Origin of the sequence: Lederbergia panacisoli, assembly GCF_024626525.1 — a bacterium.
Taxonomy (GTDB): domain Bacteria; phylum Bacillota; class Bacilli; order Bacillales; family Bacillaceae_C; genus Lederbergia; species Lederbergia panacisoli.
In genome coordinates this window covers 102,491-114,461 of sequence record NZ_JANJGU010000008.1, presented here as the reverse complement: position 1 = coordinate 114,461, position 11,971 = coordinate 102,491, and the positions used below count along the sequence as shown (strand labels likewise).

The following is an 11,971-nucleotide window of genomic DNA, read 5'->3' as shown; positions in this document are numbered from 1 at the left end:
GTACTAAGGCCACCTGTATTGATTCAATTAAGTCCATATGAAAAAACGAAAATTTTAGATTCTCACATATTCATTTTTGTACTAGGTACTGTCTTTATAAACCTCATAAATTGATTGACGTCCCAACATTAGAATAATCATGTTAAAAACCACCTTTCATTAATTTTTAAAAAAATATTAGTACGGGCGATACATAGAAATCTGACGATCTTTAATTTCATTATGCATTTTCTCAATTTTTTTATTATGAAGAGCTTCTTCAAGTGTAACGTGTCGCCTCTTAATCGTAATTGTAAAAAATATAATATTTAATGTCATTTTATTCACACCTCCTTAAATAATCATTTATATCCAATATGACGAAAAAAAACCGCAAGAAGACATTGCTCCTGCGGCTTAGCACAAAAAAAGCCGCAAGAATACACTTCTCCTGCGGCTTTAAAAATGGGCATAAAAAGCCGCAGGGGAACATTCTCCCTGCGGCATGGATATTTTATGATTGTAGTAATAGTCAAAAATTAAGCAGTCCATTCCCCGTAGGTCGAATTTATTAAATTATTAAATTGCACTTGATTAACTAATGATAAAGTTTTCATTTTTCATCCGACCTCCTTAAGAATTTTTTACTTACGGTGGTAATTATATCCAATATAAGTATGATTGTAAACACTTTATTGAAAATTTTTTCATAAATAAAAAAACCACCATTCATTATGGTGGAAAAGATTTAATATGACGCCCTCGGCAGGAATCGAACCCACATCTTAAGAACCGGAATCTCACGTGCTATCCGTTGCACCACGAGGGCACAGTTTTTAACCGTACGATAAAAAATTATAAGATAAATAATTACACATTGCAAGCTATTTACGTTTATTATTATATAGAAGTGGTAAATATAATATGATATAACGAAAAGCGCAGCTGAAATAGCAAAAAATAAAGGTGTATAATTTGACCTTTATTGACCATCATTGTATGATGGAAATACATAATGTAATAAAATAAAAGCCTTACTAAAGGAGGAGAACATTTTGCATTTAATTCCAACTGTTATTGAACAAACGAACCGTGGAGAACGTGCATACGATATTTATTCCCGATTATTGAAAGACCGTATTATCATGCTTGGAAGTGCGATTGATGATACAGTTGCAAACTCCATCGTAGCTCAATTATTATTCTTGGAAGCTGAAAATCCTGAAAAAGATATTTATCTTTACATTAATAGCCCGGGTGGAAGCATTACCGCTGGGATGGCGATCTACGATACGATGCAATTTATAAAAGCAGATGTACATACCATTTGTATCGGTATGGCAGCATCGATGGGTGCTTTTTTGCTAGCAGCTGGAACAAAAGGCAAGCGCTTTGCCCTTCCAAACAGTGAAGTGATGATTCACCAGCCGCTTGGTGGAGCACAAGGTCAAGCAACTGAAATTGAGATTGCTGCAAAACGGATTCTCCATATGCGAGAAAAATTAAACAAAATTCTTTCTGATCGGACTGGGCAACCAATTGAGGTTATCAGTCGTGATACGGACCGCGATAATTTTATGACTGCGGAACGTGCAAAAGAATACGGCTTAATCGACCATATCATTCAGCGTAATGAGGATATGTCTAAATAGTAGAAAATTAAGCAGGTGAAAAACATAAATTGTTTTTCACCTGCTTTTGTATTTCTGGTACTATAAAACTCGCTTCGCTTAAGGTCTTAATTACTCGTCTGAGGTCGCTCTGCAGCTCATATTGCCACCCATAAGGTCTCAATAAACAAAAGATGAATCGCAATTTTTTTTAGATCTATTAATCGATCACTCAAACTTCTTGAAACTGAATATTATGAAGCCTTGCAAATAGCCCGCCTTGATTCACTAACTCCGTATACGTACCATCTTCTGCAATTCCATCTTCCGTCACAACGACGACTCTATCGGCATCTCGAATGGTCGCCAAACGGTGTGCGATAACTAGAGTTGTGCGATTTTCTGCTAGTTCGTTTAATGCTTGTTGAATGATTTTTTCTGTTTCTGTATCGAGTGCGGAGGTTGCTTCGTCCAAAATTAAGATAGGTGGATTTTTCAAAAACATTCTCGCAATCGCTAGACGCTGTTTTTGTCCGCCTGAAAGCTTCAAGCCACGCTCTCCGATTTGCGTTTCGTAGCCATCGGGAAGTGAAGCAATAAAATCTTCTAAATGGGCTTTACGAGCAGCATCCCGAATTTCCTCTTCAGTCGCATCTCTTTTACCATAGGCGATGTTTTCACGTATCGTTCCTGTAAATAAGAAAACGTCTTGCTGAACTATCCCAATCTGTGAGCGAAGTGAGTGCTTCGTCATATCGCGAATATCAATGCCGTCTATGGAGATGGAACCTGCTTGGACATCATAAAAACGAGGAATTAAAGAACAAATCGTCGTTTTTCCGGCACCAGACGGTCCGACAAACGCTATCGTCTCACCAGCACGAATATTCAAATCAATACCTTCAAGAACTGCTTTATGGTCATCGTAATGGAAATACACATTATCGAATTGAATATCACCCATCAGTCCCTTTACAGTTTCGGCATGTGGACGATCCTTGATCTCTGGATCTTGTTCAATTAATTCTAGGAATCTTTTAAATCCAGCCATTCCTTTCGGATACAGCTCTAGAAGGGCGCTAATTTTATCAACTGGCTTAATCAATACATTCACGTACAATACGAAACTGACAAGTTCCCCGTAAGTAAGTTTGCCGTTAAAGCTAAACCATGCACCAACAACTAAAACTAATAGAGTGACTAACCGGGTCATCATATAAATACTAGAATGTGTCCCTGCCATCACTTTATATGCAATCAGCTTGGCTAAACGAAAACTTCCATTATCTTTTTTGAAACGGCTAATTTCAAATTCTTCATTTGTAAAAGATTGGACAACACGTACACCGGAAACACTATCTTCCACCCTCGCATTTACATCAGCAATCCTACTGTACATGTTTTTCCATGCATTATTCATTTTTATATTGCAATACGTTACGAGCCAAACAAGGAAAGGGATCATAATAATCGCAATAATGGCAAGTTCCGGATTGATATTAAACATGATGACAAATGCACCAATAAACGTCATAATCGCAATGAAGAAGTCTTCTGGACCGTGGTGGGCAAGTTCACCGATATCAAATAAATCATTCGTGATTCGGCTCATAATATGCCCTGTTTTTGTATTATCAAAAAAGCGGAAAGATTGACGTTGGACATGAGTAAATAATTGTTCTCTCATATCCGTTTCAATATTGATTCCCAGTTTATGACCTAAATAACTGACAATATATTGCAATACAGTACTTAATAAATAGACAATTAATAAAAGAATGCCGATGGTTACAATCTTATTCCAATCGCCGCCTGGCAATAGCTTATCTATAAACCATTGAACGGCTACCGGAAAGGCCAATTCTAGAACGGCCACAACTAAAGCACTTGAAAAATCAATAATAAATAATCGTTTATGTGGTTTATAGTATGAGAAGAACTTTTTTAACATATATATCACCTCGATTTTAGAAAAGTGTAAGCGCCTTGCTCATCCTCCTACAACATATGCCTGCTCGTAGACAGGCGCTGGAGCGAGCTAGCCACCAGAAAAAAACAATGGGCGGCAATAGCAGATCGCATTAGCCGCCGAAAAGTATGTTTAACTTTCACTTAGTACAAATGCAGATAATGTATCCAGCACTTCCTCTTCATCATTGCCTTCAGCATAAAGCTTGATGTTTGCACCTGGCCCAATGGCAAGGCTCATTAATCCCATGATGCTTTTTGCATTTACTTTTCTGCCATCTTTCTCTATAAATATATCTGATGTAAAGCGACTAGCTTCTTGTACAAATAGAGCGGCAGAACGTGCTTGTAATCCAGTATTTAATTTTACTTCCACTTTTTTTTGAGCCAACTATATCTCTCCTTTTACTGTTTATTCTCCTTGAACGCCCTTACGGAGATTTTCCGCAATGGCATCAATTTTTCTCAATCGATGATTAATGCCCGATTTACTGATGGTTCCGCTTGACACCATTTCTCCTAATTCCTTTAACGTAACATCTTGATGTTCAACACGAAGCACAGCAATTTCTCTTAGTTTATCTGGCAATATATCCAATCCTACTGATTCTTCAATAAAGCGAATATTTTCAACTTGTCTAAGCGCTGCACCAATAGTTTTATTCAGATTGGCTGTTTCGCAATTTACAAGACGATTAACTGAGTTGCGCATATCTCTTACAATTCTTACATCTTCAAAACGGAGCAGTGCGTTATGGGCACCCACTACATTGAGGTATTCTGTAATTTTCTCCGCTTCTTTTAAATACGTAATAAAACCATTTTTTCTTTCCAGTGTCTTACTGTTCAGTCCAAAGTCGTTCATAAGTTCACATAGTGAATCGTTATGCTCTTTATAAAGTGAGAAAATTTCAAGGTGATAAGATGACGTTTCAGGGTTATTGACAGATCCTCCTGCAAGGAAGGCACCACGTAAATAGGATCTTTTACAGCACTTCTTTCTTACTAATTCTTTTTTAATATCATGTATAAACGTAAGTCCGTCCCCAAGTATCTTTAATTCACGCAAGATTTTCTCGGCGTCTTTTTTTAATCGCACAATATATACATTATTTTTTTTCAGACGCATTTTTTTCCTGACAAGCAATTCCACGTCCGCTTCGTAAAGTTTTTTTATTAACGTATATATCCGCCTAGCGATTGCTGCATTTTCAGTCTGAACATTAACAACCAAAATCCGGTTCGAAAAAGAAATGGAACCGTTCATTTTAATGAGTGCAGAAAGTTCAGCTTTTGCGCAGCAATCCTTCACATCAAGGTTCGTCAGCTCTTTCTTCGTCTCTGAAGCAAACGACATCCTTTCTCACCCCCTTTAACGCACTATCTACTTATGTTTGGGCAATTTGATCTGGACCACTGCTTAATAGCGAAAAGATCATGCTTGCCACTTTTTCTGTATTATGTCGAATATATCCATTTTCAAAACTAATAAATTCATCGTATAATACTTCGACGCCCAGAGAAATCAGCCTATCTACATCAAACTTGACTGGTTGGGCTAGCTCTTCCTTATAACGATTTTGCACATCACTAGGAATCTCTTCATTATTCACAAGTACGATATCAATAAATGGACGTTTCATATGGCTATATAATGCTTCCAAATGGTCGCTTGCAGTAAATCCCAAAGTTTCTCCAGCTTGAGTCATTATGTTACAAATATAAACCTTTTTTGCTTTAGCCTTGCATACTTCTTCACCAAGGCCCGGCACTAATAAATTGGGAAGTATACTTGTATAAAGGCTTCCCGGCCCTATCACAATCAAATCCGCTTCACGTAACGATCTAATTGTTTCAGGAAGGGGCTTAATCATTTCCGGTGTTAAAAAAACACGATTTATTTTTTTACCGGAAAAAGGTATCTTTGATTCGCCGCTTACAATTGAGCCATCTTCCATTTCTGCGTGCAGTATGACGCTTTGATTAGCTGCAGGCAAAACTTTACCGTGAACATTAAGTACACGGCTCATTTCTTGTACAGCATGCACAAAGTCTCCCGTAATTGAAGTTAAGGCAGCAATTATTAAGTTACCAAGAGAGTGTCCAGCGAGCTCATTTGTTGTATTAAATCGATGCTGAAACATTTCCTCTACAAGCGGTTCAACATCTGATAATGCGGCTAAAACATTCCTAATATCACCGGGGGACGGAATTTCCATCTCATTTCTGATCCTGCCTGAACTTCCGCCATCATCAGCAACCGTTACGATTGCAGTAATATCAACAGGTCTTTTTTTCAAACCGCGTAAAAGAACAGGTAATCCTGTACCGCCGCCTATTACAACAATTTTCGGCCTTGAATATTGCGTCATTGAGCTATTCCCTTTCTCTTTTGTATATCTCGATGGATCATTTGGATTTTATAGTCTTTCTTATAAAATGCGCCGATATATTCAGCAAGCGCTACTGATCGGTGCTGTCCACCTGTACATCCGATTGCAATAACAAGCTGGCTTTTTCCTTCGCGTTTATAAAGCGGCAGCATAAATGTCAATAAGTCTATTGTTTTTGCTAGAAACTTTTGTGTATCATTCCACTTTAAAACATAGCTTGATACTTCTTCTTCTAGTCCCGTTTTTGGCCTCATATGATCCACATAATGGGGATTCGGCAAAAAGCGTACGTCAAAAACAAGATCAGCATCTATTGGAATGCCATGTTTAAATCCGAAAGACATGACATTGACTGTAAAAATTGTTTGTTTGTTTGCAGAAAACTCAACTAATATTTTTTCACGCAGCTCCATTGGTTTCATCGTGGATGTGTTATAAATTGATTGAGCACGGCCTTTTAATTCATTAAGTAAATTCCGCTCCTGCTCTATCCCTTCCAATGGCAATCCTGATGGCGCAAGTGGATGGGATCTACGTGTTTCTTTATACCTTCTAACTAATGTGGCATCATCCGCATCAAGAAAAAGAATTTGGGGAGTCACCCAGGTATAGGTCGATAATTCATCGATAATACGCACCAACGTATCGAAAAATTCCCTTCCCCGCAAATCCATTACAAGAGCCACCTTATTCATTTTATTTCCAGATTCCTTCATTAATTCTAGGAATTTTGGCATGAGCGCCGGCGGTAAATTGTCCACACAAAAGAAACCTAAATCTTCAAAACTGCGGATTGCAACAGTTTTTCCTGCTCCAGACATTCCTGTAATAATGACTAATTGTATTTCATCCGTTGCACTTGCTGGATTCATGTTTCCCAACTCCTGTTTTCTCACGAAACGTATTTTTGACGATGTTTCCATTCATATTATTATACTATTTACAGTTACGAAATAATAGTGCAGATATTAACCAAAAAAAATAGCACAGGCTAGGCCTATGCTGTAAGAAAGGGATATTGTATAAAAAGGGGGTCAATATCTCATGTTTCTACTGTACCCGAAAATCATTTCACTACTGTTACAGTTTTATTAAGTCGTGATTACGTTTTTGCATTTGATATTTGATTGGCCCTTTTATATTTTCTTTTCCCTAAAATTACTTTTGGACAGCTAAATGATCTTTAACATTTTCAATATAAATTTGTGCACTTTGTGCTGCAATACTACCGTCACCCGTTGCCGTTACGATTTGGCGCAAAAGTTTATCGCGGACATCCCCTGCTGCGAAAATACCTGGTATATTCGTTTCCATATTTTCATTCGTATCAATATAGCCGGCAGCATTAGTAATGCCTAATTTTTTAAATGGCTCTGTTAAAGGATCCATTCCAATATAGATGAAGACTCCATCTGTTTTAAACTCCTGCTCTTTTCCATCTTTCGTTGAAACGAGCGTAACAGAACCAACTTTTCCATTTTCTTCATTTACTTCTTTAACAGTGTGATTCCAAATAAATTCTACTTTTTCATTAGCGAATGCACGATCTTGCAAGATTTTTTGAGCACGCAATTCATCGCGGCGATGAACAATCGTCACTTTATTCGCAAATCGAGTTAAGTATACTCCTTCTTCAACAGCCGAATCTCCGCCTCCAACTACGACAAGATCCCTTCCTTTAAAGAAAGCACCATCACAAACAGCACAATAAGAAACGCCTCGACCGGTCAATTCGTTTTCACCTTGTACACCCATTTTCCGGTACTCTGCACCTGTTGTTATGATAACAGTAAGAGCTTTATATTCTTTCGTACTTGTTTTGACAGTTTTATATGGATTTCCATCTATCACTTCTTTAATATCTCCGTACGCATATTCAGCACCAAATTTTTTTGCATGATCAAACATTTTTGTTGAAAGCTCAGGTCCTAGAATATGGTCAAATCCTGGATAGTTTTCCACATCCTCTGTGTTGGCCATTTGACCTCCAGGAACTCCACGCTCAATCATTAATGTTGATAAATTGGCACGAGATGTATAGACCGCTGCAGTCATACCTGCAGGGCCAGCGCCAATGATAATAACATCATATATTTTATTTTCCGACATTGTCGTAAACACCCCTTAAATGAATGAAAAAAATCTTTATTTTTGTTTCAAATTCCCTACATTCATCGTAATAAACAATCGCCTTCAAGTCCAAAAATATGCTTATTCCCAATACTTTTCCACTATCTTAATATATTTGCGCAAAGTAGCCTCGGAAATTTTGTACTCCTCCGCCACCTTCTTTTGTGTTTTTTTATTATGACTCTGTTTAAAGTAAATATACTCTGCCGCAGCTGCACACGCATCTGGATTCGCTATAGAAATGCCTTCTCCCATTCCTAGAATAAAAAAAGAAAACCACTGTAATAGTATATTACGTGTATCTAAACCTGCTTCATTAAATCGCTCGTATAATTTAACTGCGACCTCATGAATCTTTTCTACGTATTCCTCTTCTGGTATAGGGGCATTCAGCCGATCCCTTAATATATGCGCTAAATAAATCCTTTCCGCGTATGAAAAATCCTCGAGGCGTTTGAAATCTGGATGTGAAAAGATATCCTGCATATGGTCTGTTACGGAAATAAGAAAAATAGCATATAACCTTTCTTCAAACAGCTCACTATTTAACATTTTCAAAACCGCTGAATCACCTTCAAGATTCCGTGGATCGGGATGGTTTTTAACATTCCAAGGCTCGATTTGGTTTTGTCTAGGATTCATTTTAGATAGAATTTGCCAAGCTTGGTTTGCAACTTTTTTATTTCCGGTAAAATAAGCTGCTTTAGCGAGCCAGTAATAGAATCCTGGGTCCCCGTCAAAGCCATATTTTTGAATTTGCCGCAGCCAAAAATAAGCCTGTTCATATTTTCCCGTTAAAGCGAATGTAGCACCAAGCTTATATCGATGTTCAAATAACATCGGCTGCACTTTATCCAATGCAGTCAACAACTCCGTTAATTGCCCAGTTTCCTTTTCATAGTAAAGAAACACAGCTAAATTACAAAGTGCATGTAAATTACCGGGGTTGCTCTCCAACACCTTTTCTAAAGTACCGGCTGCTTTACCTGAATCACCTTCATAAAAATATGCTAAAGCCAAATTATTATAAGCTGGCCAAAATTCCGGATAATCCTCAACGGTCAGCTCTAACATTCTTATAGCTTCCCTAAAATCTCCTGATTCAAGTAATATCCTAGAAGTTTCCAATTTATCAATTAGCTCGTCCTGTTCTACTAAACTATCAAAATTTTCATCTTCATCTAATCCGATAAGTTCCATCAATTCTTCGGCTTCTACCGAAAATTCGCCAATATTATCTTCTTCCAGATAACGCTGAGCATGTTTAAATGCATCTGTAAACATTCCTAGATGCGCAAAATTATTGGCAATAAAATAATGGCATTCTGACATCTTATCATCTAAATCACTGAGTATCATAAATAACAGTTTATTAGATTCTGTATATTCACCTGATTCAGTAAGAACAATTGCAAGCTGACATGCAATCATCGCTTCATCCGGTTCTAGTTCCAACGCTCTTTTTAAATACTTTTTTGCTTTATTTATATCAAAGCGGTCATACGCTTTTACACCTTTATTAAAATAATATTCACCTGTCGGAATGAAAGGAAATATTTTGGCCCTTTCAAATTGCACCTTTGAGTCTTTCATCTAGATCCTCCGTTGCTTAATTCCTATGTCGCTTTTTGTAGTATATCATACTAGCGAGATTGTTTGAAGTGAACTAAAAATAGGAGTTTTCTTTGATTCATAGGCATTATAGTCGATTGTTGTTGAAAAAAAGAAAAAACCGATGCCGCAATGCATCAGGTTTCTTTTTTCTTTACTCCATATATAAAATCATCTTTCCATCTTTCAGTGAGTTCTTCTTTTGTATAAATGATTTGCATCGGGTTGCCACCTACGAATGCCCCATCTGGTACATCTTTATGGACAAGCGTCCCTGCCGAAACAATTGCCTTATCGCCAATCTTTATACCCGGCAAAATCGTCGTATTCGCGCCAATCATCACTTCATCGCCAATTTCCACATTGCCTAAACGATATTCCTTAATTAAATATTCATGTGCCAAAATAGTCGTATTGTAGCCAATCACCGTATTTCTACCGACAGAAATTTTTTCCGGAAACATGACATCCAGCATAACCATTAAAGCAAATGAAGTGTGCTCACCTATTTTCATTCGTAAAAACGATCGATACAGCCAATTTTTCATTCCAAGAAATGGTGTATACCTTGCCAGTTGAATAACAATGAAGTTGCGAACGACCTTCCAGAACGGCACTGTTTTATACACATGCCAAAGAGAATTTGCCCCTGTAACCGGAAAACGCTCGGTCCTCCTCATTTTGCTCCAACTCCGACAATATCCAATAAATCGGCCATTTGATCTAGTATATAATCAGGCTCGTATTGCTCCAAATAGTCTCTGCCTTTTAATGACCAGGAAACTCCACACGTATAAGTTCCTGCATTTTTCCCGCCTAAAATATCATGATGATTATCGCCAATCATTATAGCCTCATCCGAAGAAGAACCTAATAAATGCAACGCTTTTTCCAATGGTTCAGGGTCTGGCTTAGCGTTTTCAACCTCATCAAGTGAAATAACAACATCAAAAAACTGATCAAGATTTGTCAGCACGAGCCCTTTTAACACGACATCACGAACCTTCGTAGACACTATTGCCAACTTAAATCCATTCTCATGAAGGGTTCGTATCGTTTCAAATACCCCATTAAATTCTTTTACTAAAAGATCATGCTGCTCAACATTAAATGTCCGATACACCTTAATCATTTCTTCAGCTTGTTCATGATCAATTCCGTTAAATACATCTTCCAGAGTTGGTCCCATAAAAGGCAGTACATCATCCCTTCCGAAACGACCGGGATAATATTGCTCCAGTGTATGTAAATACGAAGTAATAATTAATTCATTTGTATCAATCAAAGTCCCATCTAAGTCAAATAATAAAGTAGATATTTTTTTATCCATTACGCGAATCCCCTTTCTTTCTTTTGATCAAGACGTTTCCAGACTGAAGCCACAATTAATGTCAAAATTACGGCAGTTATTAAGCGAATAAGAAGGAGTGGCAGGACTGGAATACCAAGGGGAAGAAAAATTAATGTATCTTCTATAACTGCGTGGCATCCAACGAGAAAAATAAAAGCTAATGTGGCATCTTTTTTGCTTACCCCATCTTCCTTTACAGCTTGAATCATAACGCCTGCCCCATAGGCAAGACCAAAAATTAATCCAGCTGCCATCGTCGTTGATGTATTTTCTTTCATCCCTAATAATCTTGTAACAGGAGCCATCCACTTTGAAAAAACGGATAGCCACTTATAATCCTTTAGAAACTGAATTCCTACCATAAGCGGTATGACTATAATCGCAAGTTGCACGACTCCATAAAAAGCCTTTGTTAATGCGAGTAGTGCTATGGACCACAGTCCTGTCACTTGCTCTTCCTGAACTTGCATGATCCCATACTGGGCAATTTCTTGGCCGCCACTCCACACTACATTAATCAATATGGCGGAGAACATTGCCAAACCTAACCGAACGACAATCATAATCCATAACTTCACTCCCACCTTAGCAGCAACAGCCGACTCAATGAGCAGGTTATGTGAAAATGACATCATGACAGCAATAATAAAAACTTCCTTCACAGTTAAATCAAGTGATAAAATTCCTGCTATTCCAGCGTATAAGTTCAAAACATTTCCTAAAACTAGTGGAATGGCAGCATCTCCCGATAAGCCAAGAATCCCCATTAGTGGTTCAATCAATTTTATTAACCATGGCAATACCGGTGTATGTTGAAGCACCACAACGATTAGCGTAATCGGAAAAATAACTTTTCCTAATGTCCACGTTGTTTTAAGTCCTATTAATCCCCCATTTTTTATCGAAGACTTCCACATGATGCCTTTCCC

General features: G+C 37.7%; 12 protein-coding genes and 1 tRNA gene. 1 reads left to right on the top strand and 12 read right to left on the bottom strand.

Features of this window, described 5'->3' with window-relative positions; all coding sequences use genetic code 11:
* Positions 1–177: 177 nt before the first annotated feature.
* Positions 178–318 carry a YrzI family small protein gene (locus tag NQ185_RS12485; protein ID WP_257582183.1) on the bottom strand — a complete coding sequence of 47 codons (141 nt, stop codon included), beginning with the start codon at positions 316–318 and terminating at the stop codon, positions 178–180.
* Between the two features lie 418 nt (positions 319–736).
* A tRNA-Arg gene (locus tag NQ185_RS12480) sits at positions 737–808 on the bottom strand.
* A gap of 226 nt (positions 809–1,034) precedes the next feature.
* Here NQ185_RS12480 and clpP point away from each other — a divergent pair.
* Positions 1,035–1,631 carry an ATP-dependent Clp endopeptidase proteolytic subunit ClpP gene (gene clpP, locus NQ185_RS12475; protein ID WP_257582182.1) on the top strand — a complete coding sequence of 199 codons (597 nt, stop codon included), beginning with the start codon at positions 1,035–1,037 and terminating at the stop codon, positions 1,629–1,631.
* A gap of 190 nt (positions 1,632–1,821) precedes the next feature.
* Here the strand turns inward: clpP and NQ185_RS12470 are convergent, their stop codons facing one another.
* The 10 genes from NQ185_RS12470 to NQ185_RS12425 all read right to left on the bottom strand — a co-directional run bounded on the left by NQ185_RS12470 (position 1,822) and on the right by NQ185_RS12425 (position 11,959).
* Complete coding sequence (locus tag NQ185_RS12470) at positions 1,822–3,540, bottom strand: ABC transporter ATP-binding protein (protein WP_257582181.1); 1,719 nt, start codon at positions 3,538–3,540, stop codon at positions 1,822–1,824.
* Positions 3,541–3,690: 150 nt separating this feature from the next.
* Entirely contained in the window at positions 3,691–3,948 is a 258-nt protein-coding gene (locus NQ185_RS12465; RefSeq protein ID WP_257582180.1) for an HPr family phosphocarrier protein, read from the bottom strand.
* 21 nt (positions 3,949–3,969) lie between these two features.
* On the bottom strand, positions 3,970–4,914 hold the full coding sequence (gene whiA, locus NQ185_RS12460; RefSeq protein ID WP_257582177.1) for a DNA-binding protein WhiA: 945 nt from the start codon (positions 4,912–4,914) through the stop codon (positions 3,970–3,972).
* A 31-nt stretch (positions 4,915–4,945) separates the two neighbouring features.
* Positions 4,946–5,929, bottom strand: a complete 984-nt coding sequence (mgfK, locus tag NQ185_RS12455; RefSeq protein ID WP_257582173.1) for a gluconeogenesis morphogenetic factor MgfK — start codon at positions 5,927–5,929, stop codon at positions 4,946–4,948.
* Positions 5,926–6,822 carry an RNase adapter RapZ gene (gene rapZ / locus NQ185_RS12450; protein WP_257582172.1) on the bottom strand — a complete coding sequence of 299 codons (897 nt, stop codon included), beginning with the start codon at positions 6,820–6,822 and terminating at the stop codon, positions 5,926–5,928. Before rapZ ends, mgfK begins: the two co-directional genes overlap by 4 nt.
* A 286-nt stretch (positions 6,823–7,108) precedes the next feature.
* Positions 7,109–8,059, bottom strand: coding sequence for a thioredoxin-disulfide reductase (trxB, locus tag NQ185_RS12445; RefSeq protein ID WP_257582171.1), 951 nt, complete (start codon positions 8,057–8,059; stop codon positions 7,109–7,111).
* 102 nt (positions 8,060–8,161) lie between these two features.
* On the bottom strand, positions 8,162–9,673 hold the full coding sequence (locus NQ185_RS12440) for a tetratricopeptide repeat protein (RefSeq protein WP_257582170.1): 1,512 nt from the start codon (positions 9,671–9,673) through the stop codon (positions 8,162–8,164).
* 155 nt (positions 9,674–9,828) lie between these two features.
* Positions 9,829–10,371 carry an acyltransferase gene (locus NQ185_RS12435; protein ID WP_257582168.1) on the bottom strand — a complete coding sequence of 181 codons (543 nt, stop codon included), beginning with the start codon at positions 10,369–10,371 and terminating at the stop codon, positions 9,829–9,831.
* Positions 10,368–11,021 (bottom strand): pyrophosphatase PpaX, encoded by a 654-nt coding sequence (ppaX, locus tag NQ185_RS12430; protein ID WP_257582167.1) that lies wholly within the window; start codon positions 11,019–11,021, stop codon positions 10,368–10,370. The genes NQ185_RS12435 and ppaX overlap by 4 nt, the downstream gene beginning before the upstream one ends.
* Positions 11,021–11,959: a nucleoside recognition domain-containing protein gene (locus tag NQ185_RS12425; protein WP_257582165.1), complete on the bottom strand. Its 939-nt coding sequence runs from the start codon at positions 11,957–11,959 to the stop codon at positions 11,021–11,023. The genes ppaX and NQ185_RS12425 overlap by 1 nt, the downstream gene beginning before the upstream one ends.
* Positions 11,960–11,971 lie beyond the last annotated feature (12 nt).

Bases quoted from the DNA above. Each gene is read 5' to 3' on its own strand.
- NQ185_RS12485 (WP_257582183.1), bottom strand. From the start codon at position 318: ATGACATTAAATATTATATTTTTTACAATTACGATTAAGAGGCGACAC.
- NQ185_RS12470 (WP_257582181.1), bottom strand. From the start codon at position 3,540: ATGTTAAAAAAGTTCTTCTCATACTATAAACCACATAAACGATTATTT.
- whiA (WP_257582177.1), bottom strand. From the start codon at position 4,914: ATGTCGTTTGCTTCAGAGACGAAGAAAGAGCTGACGAACCTTGATGTG.
- mgfK (WP_257582173.1), bottom strand. From the start codon at position 5,929: ATGACGCAATATTCAAGGCCGAAAATTGTTGTAATAGGCGGCGGTACA.
- rapZ (WP_257582172.1), bottom strand. From the start codon at position 6,822: ATGAATCCAGCAAGTGCAACGGATGAAATACAATTAGTCATTATTACA.
- trxB (WP_257582171.1), bottom strand. From the start codon at position 8,059: ATGTCGGAAAATAAAATATATGATGTTATTATCATTGGCGCTGGCCCT.
- NQ185_RS12440 (WP_257582170.1), bottom strand. From the start codon at position 9,673: ATGAAAGACTCAAAGGTGCAATTTGAAAGGGCCAAAATATTTCCTTTC.
- NQ185_RS12435 (WP_257582168.1), bottom strand. From the start codon at position 10,371: ATGAGGAGGACCGAGCGTTTTCCGGTTACAGGGGCAAATTCTCTTTGG.
- ppaX (WP_257582167.1), bottom strand. From the start codon at position 11,021: ATGGATAAAAAAATATCTACTTTATTATTTGACTTAGATGGGACTTTG.
- NQ185_RS12425 (WP_257582165.1), bottom strand. From the start codon at position 11,959: ATGTGGAAGTCTTCGATAAAAAATGGGGGATTAATAGGACTTAAAACA.